This window comes from Empedobacter sp. R750 (assembly GCF_030324345.1).
Classification (GTDB): Bacteria; Bacteroidota; Bacteroidia; order Flavobacteriales; family Weeksellaceae; genus Empedobacter; species Empedobacter falsenii_C.
In genome coordinates, this window is the sequence record NZ_JACAGF010000003.1 from 85,729 (window position 1) to 100,421 (window position 14,693).

The window sequence follows — 14,693 nt, forward strand, 5'->3', positions numbered from 1 at the left end:
TGAAATTAAATAACTAAAAAATCCGAAGAATAAACTTCGGATTTTCTGTTAAATAAAGAAATTAATCTCTCTTATAATTTACGACAGCTTCTATAAAAGCTTGTGCATTTTCTACTGGAATATTTGGTAAAATTCCGTGACCTAAATTGGCAATATATTTATACGGACCAAAATCGTCAATCATTTCTTTTACCATTTGCTGAATAGTTTCTGGTGGAGATAACAAGCGAGAAGGATCAAAGTTACCTTGTAACGTCTTTTTGAAACCTGTAAACTCACGCGCTAATTGTGGCGTAATTGTCCAATCAACACCCAAAGCAGAAGCTTTAGAATCTGCCATTTTCTCTAAAGCAAACCAACAACCTTTTGCAAAAACTGTTACAGGAACTACTTTAGAAACTTCGTTCACAATTTGCTCGATGTATTTCCAAGAAAATTCGTCATAATCTTTTGGAGATAACATTCCACCCCAAGAATCAAAAATCTGAATCACATTTGCACCATGTTCCACTTTTTTCAACAAATATTGAATCGTAGTTTGAGTGATTTTCTCTAACAATTGGTGCGCTGCAACTGGATTTTGGAAACAGAAACCTTTCGCTTGATCAAAAGATTTAGAACCACGACCTTCCACTGCATAACACAACAATGTCCAAGGCGATCCTGCAAAACCAATCAACGGAATATTATTATCCAATTCTTTCTTTGTGATATCCATCGCTGCATAAACGTAACCTAACTCTTCTTCAACATCAGGAATATAAACTTTTTCTACATCTTGAGCTGTACGAATACGATTCTCTAACCACGGACCAACACCAGGTTTCATCTCGAAATTCATTCCCATTGCTTGTGGTACAACCAAAATATCCGAAAAGATAATGGCTGCATCCAACGGAAAACGACGAATTGGTTGAACTGTAATTTCAGCCGCTAATTCTGGCGTTTGACAACGTGTAAAGAAATCATATTTATCTCTCAATTCGATAAATTCTGGTAAATAACGTCCTGCTTGACGCATCATCCACACTGGCGGACGCTCTACCTCCTCACCTCTCAATGCTTTTAAAAGCAAATCATTTTTTATCATTGATGTATTTTTTTATATTTTCGATAACCACTTCCACCAAAGGTGTTTGCGCAGTTATAATTTCATAATTTGGATAAACTTCTTGTATCGCAGAGGTTGTTGTATTTCCGATTGTAAAAATACGCGAACTTTCTGAAATTTCATTTTGTTGATGAAACGCTTTGAATGACAACGGACTAAAAAAAGCATACGCATCAAAAGTTTCATTTAATTGATAAACAATTTGTTCTGATTGATATGTCATAATTTGATTGACTTTGTGATTTGCTTTTGACAATTCATTTACCAACAAATCTCGGCGCGAAGAACCGCATAAAAAATTCCATTTCGGAGAATAATTTCCTGAAATCAATTTCGGAGCTAAATCTTCTGCATAATCTTCAACCAACACAACTTCTCTGTTTTGTGCTTTTAGTTTTTCTGCCGTTTTTTTTCCAACAACAAAAAAATGACCATTCAATTCCAATCCTTGAATGGCATTTACTGTATTTTGACTCGTCACGATAAATTGATGAACGGATTCATCAACCTGTGCAGAAATTTCATTTTTCGAAGTCAATTCAATTTGTAAAGTTGGTTTACAAACCACCTCAACATCAGTTCCAAATTCTTTTTCAAGCAATTCAGGAGAAATAAACTTCGTGAATAAAACTTTCGTTCGCACTATTTCGTTCCGATTTCTTTTTTAATTTCTTCAATCATTTTTGCTGCACCTTGCGCAATACATTCTTCAGCAAACTCACGACCTTTCGTCAAATATTCATCTGCTTTGAATTGTCTTTCGATTGAAATCATCTCTTGTCCATCAATTGATAAAATTGCTCCTTTGAACGAGTAATTTTCTTCATCAATTTTTTCAACTAACGCACCAATTGGCGCTGTACAACCTCCTTCTAAAACATTCAAGAATTGACGTTCTACTGTTGCAAAAAGTTCACATTGCGGATTATTAATATCACTCAAATCAAAACCTTCTTTGGCAACAATTCCCAAAATCCCTTGTGATGGCGCAGCAATCATCCAATCAATCACTTTATAATGAAGACCTTTTTCTGCCAATTCATCTAAAATTTCTGAACGATCCAAACCTGCAAAAGCAAATACAGCTCCGTCCCAATCTGCATTATCTTGCAACTTTTTCAGACGTAATTGCACATTTCCTCGTAAATCTACAATCGTATCATTTGGATATTTATGATTCCAAAATGCTTTACGACGCAAAGATCCTGTTGCAATAATTCGGTGTTCTTTCTCGAAAATATCTTCCGATTTGTACACCAAAATATCCGCAGAACTTGCACGCTCTGGATATGCAATCAACTCTAATGTTTCTGGTAAAACAGTTGGTACATCTTTCAACGAATGAACCGCAATATCCACTTGATCATTCAACAAAGCAATGTCCAATGAACGCGTAAAAACACCTGTTAAACCTAATGAATAAATGGGTTGTTTTAGATTTGCATCACCTTCAGAAGTAATCGGAACGATTTCTGTTGGATGACCTTTTGCCTCAAGAATAGAAGCAACTTTATTGGCTTGCCAAAGCGCTAACGGACTTTGACGTGTACCAATTTTTATTGTTTTCATGATTGTATTAAGCTTGTTTTAAATGAAACATTTTTTCGATTAACTGAATTGTTTCGTCTGCATTTTCTTTATTTTCAATCAAATAAGAAGCAAACTGATTTGTAATTTTCTGAATTACTTTTTCAGTTAAAATCGTTTCATTTTCGTCAATGTTTACATTATCTTTTTTCAAATTATTTAAAGCAAAACTCTGAAAAAAGTCTAATCTATCTTTGAAAGATTGAATAGCAGGAACCAATTCTCTGGTTTCTAACCATTCGTAAAACTCTGTAGAATGCTCCTCTATAATTGCCAAAGCTTCTGGAATTGCATTGCGACGTTGCGCAATTGTATCATCTACCATTTTAGACAATCCGTCCACATTTACCAATTGTATAGATTCGCGAGCAGCCAATGTATGAATTACATTTTCTGGAACTGACATATCAATAATCGTCATTTCCTTATCGAACGGAATCATTTCTTCTGTAATCGTGTAATTACTTGCTCCCGTTGCAACAATTAGAATATCTGTTTTTTGTAATTCTTCTTTTAATTCGCTGTGATCTTTTACGGTAATATCATATTTCAATCCAAGAACTTCCGCCTTTTCTTTTGTACGATTGATTAACGTAATGTTTGTATTTGGATAATGTTTGACCAAATTAGCGCACGTATTACGACCAATTTTACCAATTCCGTACAACAAAATATTTTTGTCTACCAAGTTTCCTTGCGTTGCTTGAATAAAATTAACCGCAGAATATGCAACCGAAGCAGAACCGTTACTTAAGAAAGTTTCGTTCTTCACTTTTTTACTAATTTGGATCGCAGTATTTACCAAACGCTCTAAAAAAGCATTTGATGCACCTTGTTTTTTGAAACGAGAAAACCAAATTTTGATTTGTCCGATGATATCAAAATCACCTAAAATCTGACTTTCTAATCCCGACGAAACTCGGAATAAATGTGTAATCGCTTCTTCTCCTTCTTTTACCATCATAAATTGACGGAATTCATCTGCATTACCTTCTGTGTATTTACAATATTGCTCAACGATTTGATCTTCGTTTTCTGCAAAACCATAAAATTCAGTACGATTACAAGTTGATACAATAAAAAAGTTTTCTAAACCATTCGTTTTAGAATCTTGTGTAAACGTTTCAACTTGTTCCGGGAAAAATGTAAATTTACCTCGTGTAATGGCATCAGCTTTTTCATAACTGATTCCGATTACGTAAAAATTTTCTTCCGTTTTATTACCTCTAATTGCCATTTCTTCAAATACTGATACAAAAGTAGTTTCAAAACTCTTTGAAAAATAACTTTAAAAAGAAAAAATAACGCTAAAAATTAAAGTTTGCTTTTTTAGAATAATTATAAATTAAAGGTTTATATTTGTATGTAAACCATTATAAAGAGCGAAGTTGACAATTATCACGTTTTTTATATGACAAACCTCATTATTCGAAATGGATTTAAAAAATACCCATAAAAGTAAAATTAACGAGTATAAATTGTCAACAGACGTATTTATCGCTCAAATAGACAACTTTACAGCTTCTACAGATACGATTCTGAAAGGAATTGACAAGCGCTATATACAATTCTATTTTTGTACAAAAGGTTCGTTGACATTTAATTTTAATAATGGTATTTATAAAATCAATTTGAACGAAGGAAAAAGTTTTTTGTTTTATTATCCGACATTAGACATTCCATTATCGCTAAATATAAATGTAGAAAGTAAGGTTTATATTGTGGTTTTGTCTATTCAGAAATTACATCAATTGTTTGCAGAATATCAAATTCAGAATAATTTGATTTCGAGCATGACACAAGAGAAATTTTATATTGAACGTGAAATTGGACCAGCGATAAAATTAGTTTTGAATCAAATTGAACAAATGAAACTTTCTCCACAATTTCAAAATTTATTTTTGATTGGAAAAATGTACGAATTGTTCACGCTTTATTTTTCTGAAATTGAAAATCAAACTGAGCATTGTCCTTTCTTGAATGATGAAAATGAAGGAAAACGAATCAAAGAAATCAAAGATTATTTATTAGCTGATTTTAAAAATCCTCCAACTATCAAACAACTTTGCGAAAAATTTACGATCTCGGAATATCATCTGAAAGAAGGTTTCAAAGAACTTTATGGAACAACTGTTTATGGTTATTTGTTGGATAAAAAACTAGAATATGCGTTGCATAAACTAGAAGAAAATCAACAAATGGTAAAGGATATTTCGTTTGAAATTGGCTACGAAAATCCATCTCATTTTATCTCAGCATTTAAGAAAAAATACGGCTTAACGCCTAAACAATACATCAAACAATTTCAGTAAAAGTTTAACGATTTCTAATCTAAATATTCCGGTTTAACTACTTATAAATACTTACTTTTGTCAAATATTTATAAATAATTATGCAAAAATTTTTACTTCTTTTATTTCCTTTTGCCGCTTTTGCGCAGCAACCCGACTATTATGAAGGGATTGATTTTAAACAAAATGGAAAAACGATAAAGGAAGAATTACACGATTTAATCAATGCTACGCATCATGCAGTTAGCTATACGCCTGGAGTTTGGAATATTTTAGATAAATCTGACTTAGATTTAGATTCGAAAGGTCGCGTTTTATTGATTTATGGTTTTACTGATAATTCTACTGTTTATGCTGAACAGCGTACACGTGATGTAAATAACAAAAACAATACTGGCGGAAATGCAAATGGAAAATGGGAACGCGAACATGTTTTTCCAAAATCATTAGCAAATCCTGTTTTAACGACTAATAATCCAGGAACAGGTACAGATGCGCACAATTTACGTGCAGTTGATAGACAATTAAATTCGACAAGAAGTAACAATACTTATCGTGAAAAATGGGCACAAGATGTGACAGGGCAAGCCAAATTAATCAATGGCGGTTTTTATCCAGGTGATGAATGGACAGGAGATGTGGCACGAATTATTATGTATATGTATGTACATTATGGGTTGGAAACTGATCCGCAATTGGTTGCGTACAACAACACAACAACAACCAATAATGATGGAATGCCAGATATGTTTCTGAAATGGAATGTGCAAGATAAAGTATCTGAATTTGAGAAAGTCCGAAACGAAATTATTGCCGAAACGCAAGGAAGTCGAAATCCATTTATTGATAATCCGTATTTAGCAACATTAATTTGGGGCGGAGATAAAGCCGAAAATACTTGGGCTGAATTATCTGCGAACGATTACAATTATCAACAAACGCTTGTAGAAGTTTTTCCAAATCCAACAACAGATAAGGTAAAAATTAATGCGAAGAATTTTGATTATGTCAATTTATATGATTTTAATGGTCGTTTACTTGGGATTGAATTAGGTTCGGAAGTTAATTTGAAAAATTATCCAGCTGGAATGTATATTTTATCTATTCACCTAAAAGATGGAAAAATCATCACGAAAAAAGTGATTAAGAAATAAATAAACAAAAAATTCCAACTCTAAGGGTTGGAATTTTTTGTTTATTTATTTTAACAACCTTCGTTATACATCACATCAAAAGAAGCTACTTTATCATTTACCAATTTGAATTGTAATATTGAACCTGCATCTTGATCTTCTACATTAAAATAACGAAAAGCCTTTGTTCTTTTATCCGTTTTATCATCATAACCATCATAAATAGAGATATTCAAGTTTTTGTATTTCGACAATAATTCATCTAATGAAGAACCAACTTTAATTCCAGACAATGTTTTAAGGCTCGAATCTGTCGATTTGACGCTATAAACAGTCAAATTATTAGAACCGTTTCCATCTCCGTTCGATGTTAAGCCAACTTTATAGGTTACGCCTTTCGAAACAATTGTCAAATCGTCTTCTGGATAACCGTATTCATTTAATTTCAATTTGAATTTTTGTCCAGTTAATTTCTCTAATTCAGACAATTTCATTCCAAGTTTTACATCATTTATACGAGTTGTAGAAACTTGCGCTTGCAAAGCTATTCCAGCTACAAAAGCAGCTATAAAAAACATTTTTTTCATTTTTATGTATTTAGGTTTTAATCATTATTCTAAAGTGTACATTCTTCTGGATTATAAGAACTCAATCCTATTGTTGTTACAATTTCATTTTTCAAAGAAAAAGTCAATATTACACCATTTTCTTTATCATCAATTCTAAATTCTCTGTAATTATTATTCGATTTATCCAACAACACATTGTATTTCGACGAATAAGCTTTCCATAAATCCTCCAACGTACTGCCAATACCAATTCCAGATAAGGTTTTGATGTTTTTACTTGTTGTCGAAATAGAACTTAAATAGGTGTCATTTTCTGTTTTGCTCAAATAACCACTTCTTATTTCGATTGTGTAATCAATTCCTTTTAAAGTTATTTTCGTTTCTCCTTCATCAACAATTGCAGCAGGTTTTTTACCTAACAATTTTAATACTTCGGACGGACGCATTCCAATTTTCAACTCATTCATTCGTGTTGTAGAAATCTGACCAAATCCAACTATTGAAAGTAAGAAAAATCCTACTAAAGCTATTTTAGTTTTCATAAATATTGTTATTTAAAAAACCCGATTCATTTGACAAAACCATTTTTACGACTTTATTATTTTTTAAATAAAAATCTAATGTACATCCATTATCAAGATCATTTATTGCAAAAGCTCTGACCGATTTTGTTTCGTCATCTTCAAAAATATCTTGCACCGAAATATCATATTTTTTGTACGCTTTCCATAAATCATCCAACGAACTTCCAATTTTTATTCCTGATAAAGTCGAAAGTTGAGCGCTAACAGACGAAACCATATAGACTTCGAATTGTTTCGTTTTCAAATTTCTATAATACGAAATATGATATTTAATTCCATTCAACTCAATGTCCTGTTCAGGCATTTCAGGATTATTTACATCATAAAGAGCTAATTTATTTGGCGTTAAAGCTGCAACTTGTTTTTGTGTCATTTCGTACGAAATATCTCCAAATTTGGAAGTCGTTACTTTTTGAGCAAACATTATCGAAGTAAATAGCAAAAAGCATCCTAAAATTGAAAAAAAACGACTAAGCATAAGCATTAATTTGAGCAATATGTTTTACAATTTTCCCATTATCCAACACCCAAAGCGCATCATAAACTCCAGCTCCATCGCTATATGTTCCGAATAAATAATATTGATTTAACTCTTTATTGTAAGTAAGTTTTGTAGCGGATAAATTCGCGTTATACAAATTGGTAAAATATTCTTTTGGAATGATAATATCTTTTCCTTTGAATGATATTTTAAACGATTTGAATTCTGTTTGAGGAATCATTCCGTCCGAACCAAGAAAATCTTTTTCATCAATCGCATAAACAAAATCACCTTCCTTGAAAATTTTATGCTTTTTTGAATTAAATGCTTGCGTTTCGAGCTGAATAATATAATCAGCAACTGAAAATTCTATTTTAGAATCATTTGCCGAAGTTGGAGAAATCATTTCAAAATCTTCTAATTTTTTGATTCGATCATGGTAAACATAACCAGCTTTTTCAAGTTGATATTCGACCAAATACCATTTCGAATTTTCTTCATCAGAATCAATTGGATAGATAGAATTTGAATTGACTTTAGCAACTATTTTAGACGAAGTACTTTTTTCATCTCTCACATTTGCAAAACCATCTTTATCTTGGACAATCCCAAATTGAGCTTGCGCAAAATAGCTTAAAAAAGTAGTAAGAATGAATAAACTTTTTTTCATTTTTATGATTCGATTTTCTTGAAGTAAAGCTAACAAAATCTAAACCAAAAATTTTCACGAATTATAGTGATTTTACAAAATCGATATTTCTTTTTAAACCATCAAATTTTGTACGTTTTACGGGCGATTTCTTAAAAATTTCTCGAAAAACAACTTCCGTTATTTCTTCCCAATCTTTCTTCGAGAATTGATTAATTTTGTCATGACCAACAAAACGAGTTTCTTTCATGGGCAACGAAAAACGATTCCACGGACAAACTTCTTGGCAAACATCACAACCAAAAATCCAATCGTCAAATTTCCCTTTCATTTCGGTCGGAATTTGATCTTTCAATTCAATTGTAAAATACGAAATACATTGACTTCCATTCACTGTTTTATTGGGTAAAATCGCCTCAGTTGGGCAAGCATCAATGCAACGCGTACACTTTCCACAATGATCAGTTTCAATTGGAGAATCATAAGCTAGATCCAAATCAATAATTAATTCGGACAAAAAGAAAAACGAACCTTTTTGTTTAGACAACGTCAACGAATTTTTTCCAACCCAACCAATTCCAGCTTTTTTCGCCCATGCATGTTCCAGAATTGGTGCTGAATCGGTAAAAGCTCGTCCACTCACTTCCCCTATTTCCTCTTGAATAAAATCTAATAATTCGCGTACTTTTTCCTTCACGACAAAATGATAATCTTCGCCTTGCGCATACATTGCAACTTTGTAAGAATTAGGATTTCGATCTAAATTTTGATAATAATTATACGCCAAAGAAATCACAGATTTTGCTCCTTCAACCAAAATTCGAGGATCCAATCGCATATCGAAATGATTTTCCATATACTGCATTTCGCCATGAAAATCATTCTTCAGCCAAGCTTCTAAATGCGGCGCTTCTTCTTCCAAAAAATCAGCTTTGGCTATACCGCAAGAAATAAATCCCAACGCTTCAGCTTTTTCTTTGATGCATTGGGACCATTTTATTTTGATATGTTCTTCTGTTTGAAGGAGCATTTTTTTAATTCGTAATTATGAATTTATAATTATTAAATCGACGAGATTAAATTTTGTCATTCTGAATGAAACGTTAGTGAAATGAAGAATCTTAGATTCCTCCTAACATCGGAATGATATTGTCATGTTGAACTCGTTTCAACATCACATCTTATTTAATTTTTCCTAAATTGAGATTAACGATTTTCAGGTAAAATATCTTTAAATTCTTTCTTTAAATTCTCAAATTCTGTTAGATTAACTTTTTTCAACACAATTTGCGTAGATGCAGGATATTTAGATAAATATTTATTTGGTCGAATAGGTCTTGGAGTAAAATTACCGCCACAATTCGGGCAAACATTTTCCAAAATATTATCAACGCAATCTTTGCAAAAAGTACATTCAAATGTACAAATCATCGCTTCTGTTGAATTTGGCAATAAATTCTTTCCACAATTTTCGCAATTAGGTCTTAATTCTAACATAAAATATTTTTAATGATAAATACTATTCTCTTTTTAGATTCCTCCTAACGTCGGAATGACAACGAACTTAGAACTTAGAACTTAGAACTTAGAACTTAGAACTTAGAACTTAGAACAAAATTACAAATCAAACAAATCGGTTTGAGGTGAATTTTCGCCACGATATTTTACCCCAATATGTTTGAAAGCTTTTTCTGTTGCAACACGTCCACGCGCAGTACGCATCAAATAACCTTCTTGAATCAAATATGGTTCGTAAACTTCTTCTAATGTTCCACCATTTTCTCCAACTGCTGTTGCTAAAGTTGTAATTCCGACTGGTCCACCTTTAAATTTCTCTATGATCGTTGATAAAATTCTGTTATCCATTTCATCTAAACCATTATCATCAACTTTTAAAGCTTTTAAAGAAAATTCGGCAATTGATAAATCAATTTTTCCATTTCCTTTTATTTGAGCAAAATCTCGTGTTCTTCTCAATAATGCATTTGCAATACGAGGAGTTCCACGACTACGACCTGCAATTTCTATCGCCGCTCTTTCGTCAATTGGTGTGTCTAAAATACGAGAAGATCGCTCAACAATCGTACTTAATAATTCGACATTATAATATTCGAAACGGAAATTAATTCCAAAACGAGCACGAAGCGGTGCAGTTAATAAACCAGAACGCGTTGTTGCACCAATTAATGTAAAAGGATTCAAACCAATTTGAACCGAACGTGCATTTGGTCCAGATTCGATCATAATATCAATCTTAAAATCTTCCATTGCCGAATACAAATATTCTTCGATAACAGGAGACATACGATGAATTTCATCAATAAAAAGCACATCATTTTCTTCCAAATTCGTTAACAAACCAGCTAAATCACTTGGTTTATCGAGAACTGGTCCAGAAGTAATTTTGATTCCAACGCCTAATTCATTCGCAATAATATTTGCCAATGTAGTTTTTCCCAAACCTGGAGGTCCATGCAACAAAACGTGATCTAACGCTTCGCCACGAAGTTTAGACGCTTTTACGAAAACTTCTAGATTCTCGAGAATATGTGCTTGTCCAGCAAAATCATCAAAACTTTGCGGACGAACAGTATTTTCGTGATTTAGATCGTCGTCTGGATAAAATTCTTTATCAGGATTTAATAAATCTGACATAAAATGATGATATAAATTATAATGATGATATTACGAAGGACAAATTAAATTATCCTCCGTACTTTTACACCTACAAAGAACGCAATATTTTTTTAGATAAAAAGAATTATGAGCAAAGGAATATTATTAGTGAATTTAGGTTCGCCCGATTCTACCAATGTTGAAGACGTAAGAACTTATTTACGCGAATTTTTAATGGATAAGAAAGTTTTAGATTCTCCTTGGATTATTCGTAAAACTATTGTTGAATTATTTATTTTACCAAAAAGACCCGAAAAATCTGCTGAAGCTTACCGAAAAATTTGGACAAAAGAAGGTTCTCCTTTGATTGTTTACTCTAAAATTTTGAGAGATATGGTACAAAAACAAATGGATATTCCAGTTGTTTTGGCAATGCGTTACAAAAATCCTTCGATAGAAGCTGGTTTACAAGAGCTTTATGACAAAGGAGTTCGCGACATTTTGGTTGTTCCTTTATACCCTCAATACACGATGTCTTCTACAGAAACTGTTGCAGATAAAGTGCTTGAAATCCAGAAAAAAAGCTACAAAGACACGAAAATTAATTTCTTGAAAGCTTTTTACAATCATCCAGATTATATCAAAGTTTTAGGAGATTCTATCAAAGAAAATTTACCTGAAGAATACGATAAAATATTATTCACTTATCATGGAATTCCAGAACGTCATGATAATAAAGCGCTTCGTGCTGCGAAAATTAGTAAATTACCAATTGAAACTTATCGTAATCAATGTTTTGAAACAACAAGGTTATTAACTGAATATCTGCAATTACCAGAAGATAAATACACAACATCTTTCCAATCTCGTTTGGGACGTGATCCTTGGATAAAACCATATACAGATTATGTATTGGAAGAGTTTCCTGAGCAAGGCGTGAAAAATTTAGTTGTTTGTTCACCTGCCTTTGTTGCAGATTGTTTGGAGACTTTGGAAGAAATTTCGATGGAAGGACAAGAAGAATTCTTAAAAGCTGGTGGAGAACAATTTACATACATCCCATGTTTGAATGATCGTCAAGAATGGGTGGATACATTAGTGAAATGGTTGAAAGGTTGGCAAAATAATTAAGAAAGGTTTTTAGCCTTACAAAATAAATTAGATATCTTTGTTTGGAATTTTTCAATTTTAAACAAAGATATTTTTTTAAAATGAGACTAATTTTCTCAATTATTTTTTTAGTCCTATCACTTTTTAGTTCGGCTCAATTTTTAGATACCAGTGGAAATCTAATTATTGATGGTCGAAAATATCTGAAATCTAAAGTGGATACTACAGGACGAAAATCGGGTTGGGAAATTTATGGTGCAAATACTTTAACCGTTAATCAGAATACCTTTTCCAATTGGATGGCAGGAGGTGAAAATTCGGTTTCACTAAATGCAAAAACTGATTACGAATTCAATTTCCGAAAAAAGAAACACTTTTGGGACAATCGTTTTATTTTTGAATATGGTTTTTTAGATAATAAAACCAATGGAACACGTAAAACTGCTGACAATCTAAATATCACAACTTCTTATGGATATTTGATTAAAGAAAAATGGTATCTAACCTCATCACTTAATATTCGTTCACAGTTTTCTGCGGGTTTCAATTATGGAACAACTCCAAAAACAAAACTATCAAATTTGTTTGCGCCTGCATATGTAACAATTGGGGTCGGTGCGAATTATACGCCAAATTCTAATTTTTCTGTCAGTTTTCAACCTTTAACATCAAGAACAACAATTGTAGCGGACAAAGATTTGCAAAAGAAAGGAACCTATGGTTTGCGGAATGATGGCGATACATTTCTTTTCGAAGTTGGTGCATATTTAGGTGGACGTTATAAGGTAAAACTTTTTGATAATGTCACTTACGATAATAATATTGGAATTTTCTCCAATTATTCGAACAAATTTTATAACCTCGATATTGTATATGCTGGATTATTAGACATGAAAATTAATAATTTTATGTCCACGCAATTAACTATCAATTTGATTTATGATGAAGATCAAGTTGCGCAAACACAGTTTAAACAAGCTCTTGGGATTGGCTTAACGTATAAAATAGACAGTACTAAGAAAAAAGATAAGAAGAAACGTCGAAAGAAGGAAATTCTCCCATATTTCGATACATCTGGCATTTCTCCAGTCAAATTACCTAGAATAAAACTGGAGAAGCAAAACTATGATCAAGTTTTTGATAAAAATACAATTGACGAAAAATCAACGTATATTAAATCAGAATCCATATTTTTGGAATAAAATAACTATTAAATCAACCAATCTATATGAAAAAAATTTTATTTACATTAGCAATTTTAGGAAGTGCTACAACTTTTGCGCAAACAGTAAAAGATGGTAAAGTAGCTACTGATAGCAAGCGTTATTTAAAAGATCAGAAATTTGATGGTCGTCAACCTGGCTGGTTTGTTTCAGGAAATAATTCACTTTTATTTTCTCAAAGTGCATTCAGTAATTGGGTTGCGGGAGGTGTAAATTCATTTGCGCTGAACGGAAGTTTAGATTACGAATTTAACTTGACAAAAGAAAAGCATATCTGGGATAATCGTGTCGTTTTGGGCTATGGAATCCAGACTAACAAAGGTGAAAGTTCTCGCAAAACAAATGATGTTATCGACTTAACTTCTTCTTATGGTTACAGCATCGGAAATAATTGGTATTTAGCTGCCTCTATGAATTTTCGTACGCAATTTACAGATGGTTTTGATTATTCAACAGATCCAAAAACGAAGATCTCAGGCTTAATGGCTCCAGGTTATTTAAGCTTAGGTTTGGGTGTGGATTACAAACCTAACGAAAATTTCCAAGTTAATATTCATCCATTTACACCAAGAATGACATTTGTTTTGGACAAAGATTTACAGAAAAAAGGAAACTTTGGACTTAAAAATGATGGCGATAAAACATTATTCGAATTTGGTGCATATTTAGGTGCGCGATACAAATTACAAATTATGGAAGGAATTTCTTATGATAACCGTGTTGGAATTTACGCTGATTATCTGAAAAATTTCGGAAATATGGACGTTGCTTATCAAGGAATTTTGGATATGAAAGTGAACAAGTTTGTTTCGGCACAAGTAAGTTTAAATTTACTGTATGATGAAGATCAAATCAAGAAAACGCAGATAAAACAAACACTTGGTATCGGATTTAATTACAAATTTGATAACACTCCACCAAAAGTAGAAGAAGCGCCAGCAACTGCATTTATACAAGAAGCGCCAATTTTCGAAGAAAAAGAAGAAACTGTAGAAGTGGCAACTAACATTCTGAAAAAGGAACCAATTCTTAATGAAACAAAATTAGTCGCTCAATAATATTTTCAACCTGCTTTTAATAAGCAGGTTTTTTATTTTTCTTATTTTTACAGCTCAATAGAAGAATAAAATGACAAAAAATATTTTCGGCGCACTATTACCACAAATTTTAATGATTGTTTGGGCAGCTTTCGAGCTTTACCTTGGGTTCAACAACGAACAAAATAACCGCATCATTCTTAGCGCAATTGTGATATTAATCTTCGTTATTTTTACAATTATTACATTAGTTAAATTAATCAAATATCCAAACGACCCTACTTATTTGAAAAAAAAGTAAT

At 32.2% G+C, this 14,693-nt stretch carries 17 protein-coding genes; 6 read left to right on the forward strand and 11 right to left on the reverse strand.

Translation table 11 applies throughout. The features are described from left to right. Positions 1-61: 61 nt before the first annotated feature. Genes hemE through hemA form a run of 4 tightly spaced genes read right to left on the reverse strand, consistent with a single transcriptional unit; the run spans position 62 to position 3,935 of the window. Entirely contained in the window at positions 62-1,090 is a 1,029-nt protein-coding gene (gene hemE / locus HXZ74_RS04500; RefSeq protein WP_115001423.1) for a uroporphyrinogen decarboxylase, read from the reverse strand. Then, positions 1,077-1,754, reverse strand: a complete 678-nt coding sequence (locus HXZ74_RS04505) for a uroporphyrinogen-III synthase (protein WP_280051037.1) — start codon at positions 1,752-1,754, stop codon at positions 1,077-1,079. The genes hemE and HXZ74_RS04505 overlap by 14 nt, the downstream gene beginning before the upstream one ends. Continuing rightward, positions 1,754-2,680: a hydroxymethylbilane synthase gene (gene hemC, locus HXZ74_RS04510; RefSeq protein WP_180904970.1), complete on the reverse strand. Its 927-nt coding sequence runs from the start codon at positions 2,678-2,680 to the stop codon at positions 1,754-1,756. The genes HXZ74_RS04505 and hemC overlap by 1 nt, the downstream gene beginning before the upstream one ends. Before the next feature lie 7 nt (positions 2,681-2,687). Beyond that, positions 2,688-3,935 (reverse strand): glutamyl-tRNA reductase, encoded by a 1,248-nt coding sequence (gene hemA, locus HXZ74_RS04515; protein WP_038332101.1) that lies wholly within the window; start codon positions 3,933-3,935, stop codon positions 2,688-2,690. A gap of 196 nt (positions 3,936-4,131) precedes the next feature. Here hemA and HXZ74_RS04520 point away from each other — a divergent pair, with 196 nt between their 5' ends. Together HXZ74_RS04520 and HXZ74_RS04525 are read left to right on the forward strand one after the other, a co-directional pair. Further along, positions 4,132-5,010: a helix-turn-helix domain-containing protein gene (locus HXZ74_RS04520; protein ID WP_280063066.1), complete on the forward strand. Its 879-nt coding sequence runs from the start codon at positions 4,132-4,134 to the stop codon at positions 5,008-5,010. A gap of 80 nt (positions 5,011-5,090) precedes the next feature. Continuing rightward, positions 5,091-6,143 carry an endonuclease gene (locus tag HXZ74_RS04525; RefSeq protein WP_280045310.1) on the forward strand — a complete coding sequence of 351 codons (1,053 nt, stop codon included), beginning with the start codon at positions 5,091-5,093 and terminating at the stop codon, positions 6,141-6,143. A gap of 50 nt (positions 6,144-6,193) precedes the next feature. Here the strand turns inward: HXZ74_RS04525 and HXZ74_RS04530 are convergent, their stop codons facing one another. The 7 genes from HXZ74_RS04530 to ruvB form a co-directional block, all read right to left on the reverse strand. After that, positions 6,194-6,709, reverse strand: a complete 516-nt coding sequence (locus tag HXZ74_RS04530; RefSeq protein WP_280045309.1) for a hypothetical protein — start codon at positions 6,707-6,709, stop codon at positions 6,194-6,196. A gap of 29 nt (positions 6,710-6,738) precedes the next feature. Beyond that, entirely contained in the window at positions 6,739-7,233 is a 495-nt protein-coding gene (locus tag HXZ74_RS04535) for a hypothetical protein (RefSeq protein WP_286474045.1), read from the reverse strand. After that, a complete protein-coding gene (locus HXZ74_RS04540; RefSeq protein WP_115001438.1) occupies positions 7,223-7,699 on the reverse strand; it encodes a hypothetical protein in 477 nt (158 codons plus the stop codon). The genes HXZ74_RS04535 and HXZ74_RS04540 overlap by 11 nt, the downstream gene beginning before the upstream one ends. A 46-nt stretch (positions 7,700-7,745) precedes the next feature. Further along, positions 7,746-8,426, reverse strand: a complete 681-nt coding sequence (locus HXZ74_RS04545) for an SH3 domain-containing protein (protein ID WP_280063065.1) — start codon at positions 8,424-8,426, stop codon at positions 7,746-7,748. 61 nt (positions 8,427-8,487) lie between these two features. Further along, entirely contained in the window at positions 8,488-9,435 is a 948-nt protein-coding gene (gene queG / locus HXZ74_RS04550) for a tRNA epoxyqueuosine(34) reductase QueG (protein WP_115001442.1), read from the reverse strand. Between the two features lie 176 nt (positions 9,436-9,611). Beyond that, positions 9,612-9,902, reverse strand: coding sequence for a DUF1272 domain-containing protein (locus tag HXZ74_RS04555; protein WP_115001444.1), 291 nt, complete (start codon positions 9,900-9,902; stop codon positions 9,612-9,614). Between the two features lie 120 nt (positions 9,903-10,022). Further along, a complete protein-coding gene (ruvB, locus tag HXZ74_RS04560) occupies positions 10,023-11,060 on the reverse strand; it encodes a Holliday junction branch migration DNA helicase RuvB (RefSeq protein WP_038332085.1) in 1,038 nt (345 codons plus the stop codon). Positions 11,061-11,168: 108 nt separating this feature from the next. On the opposite strand from ruvB, the gene hemH reads away from it, so the two are divergent. The 4 genes from hemH (at position 11,169) to HXZ74_RS04580 (ending at position 14,692) form a co-directional block, all read left to right on the forward strand. After that, positions 11,169-12,152, forward strand: a complete 984-nt coding sequence (hemH, locus tag HXZ74_RS04565; RefSeq protein ID WP_038332082.1) for a ferrochelatase — start codon at positions 11,169-11,171, stop codon at positions 12,150-12,152. Positions 12,153-12,232: 80 nt separating this feature from the next. Next, a complete protein-coding gene (locus HXZ74_RS04570) occupies positions 12,233-13,333 on the forward strand; it encodes a DUF3078 domain-containing protein (protein WP_038332080.1) in 1,101 nt (366 codons plus the stop codon). A 26-nt stretch (positions 13,334-13,359) separates the two neighbouring features. Further along, positions 13,360-14,412 (forward strand): DUF3078 domain-containing protein, encoded by a 1,053-nt coding sequence (locus HXZ74_RS04575; protein ID WP_038332077.1) that lies wholly within the window; start codon positions 13,360-13,362, stop codon positions 14,410-14,412. Between the two features lie 70 nt (positions 14,413-14,482). Continuing rightward, positions 14,483-14,692 (forward strand): hypothetical protein, encoded by a 210-nt coding sequence (locus HXZ74_RS04580; RefSeq protein WP_038332074.1) that lies wholly within the window; start codon positions 14,483-14,485, stop codon positions 14,690-14,692. Position 14,693: the final 1 nt, after the last annotated feature.

What these genes read in the sequence shown, in the direction of transcription:
- hemE (WP_115001423.1), bottom strand. Translation starts at nt 1,090, where the DNA reads ATGATAAAAAATGATTTGCTTTTAAAAGCATTGAGAGGTGAGGAGGTA.
- hemC (WP_180904970.1), bottom strand. Translation starts at nt 2,680, where the DNA reads ATGAAAACAATAAAAATTGGTACACGTCAAAGTCCGTTAGCGCTTTGG.
- hemA (WP_038332101.1), bottom strand. Translation starts at nt 3,935, where the DNA reads ATGGCAATTAGAGGTAATAAAACGGAAGAAAATTTTTACGTAATCGGA.
- HXZ74_RS04520 (WP_280063066.1), top strand. Translation starts at nt 4,132, where the DNA reads ATGGATTTAAAAAATACCCATAAAAGTAAAATTAACGAGTATAAATTG.
- HXZ74_RS04525 (WP_280045310.1), top strand. Translation starts at nt 5,091, where the DNA reads ATGCAAAAATTTTTACTTCTTTTATTTCCTTTTGCCGCTTTTGCGCAG.
- HXZ74_RS04530 (WP_280045309.1), bottom strand. Translation starts at nt 6,709, where the DNA reads ATGAAAAAAATGTTTTTTATAGCTGCTTTTGTAGCTGGAATAGCTTTG.
- HXZ74_RS04535 (WP_286474045.1), bottom strand. Translation starts at nt 7,233, where the DNA reads ATGAAAACTAAAATAGCTTTAGTAGGATTTTTCTTACTTTCAATAGTT.
- HXZ74_RS04540 (WP_115001438.1), bottom strand. Translation starts at nt 7,699, where the DNA reads ATGTTTGCTCAAAAAGTAACGACTTCCAAATTTGGAGATATTTCGTAC.
- HXZ74_RS04545 (WP_280063065.1), bottom strand. Translation starts at nt 8,426, where the DNA reads ATGAAAAAAAGTTTATTCATTCTTACTACTTTTTTAAGCTATTTTGCG.
- queG (WP_115001442.1), bottom strand. Translation starts at nt 9,435, where the DNA reads ATGCTCCTTCAAACAGAAGAACATATCAAAATAAAATGGTCCCAATGC.
- HXZ74_RS04555 (WP_115001444.1), bottom strand. Translation starts at nt 9,902, where the DNA reads ATGTTAGAATTAAGACCTAATTGCGAAAATTGTGGAAAGAATTTATTG.
- ruvB (WP_038332085.1), bottom strand. Translation starts at nt 11,060, where the DNA reads ATGTCAGATTTATTAAATCCTGATAAAGAATTTTATCCAGACGACGAT.
- hemH (WP_038332082.1), top strand. Translation starts at nt 11,169, where the DNA reads ATGAGCAAAGGAATATTATTAGTGAATTTAGGTTCGCCCGATTCTACC.
- HXZ74_RS04570 (WP_038332080.1), top strand. Translation starts at nt 12,233, where the DNA reads ATGAGACTAATTTTCTCAATTATTTTTTTAGTCCTATCACTTTTTAGT.
- HXZ74_RS04575 (WP_038332077.1), top strand. Translation starts at nt 13,360, where the DNA reads ATGAAAAAAATTTTATTTACATTAGCAATTTTAGGAAGTGCTACAACT.
- HXZ74_RS04580 (WP_038332074.1), top strand. Translation starts at nt 14,483, where the DNA reads ATGACAAAAAATATTTTCGGCGCACTATTACCACAAATTTTAATGATT.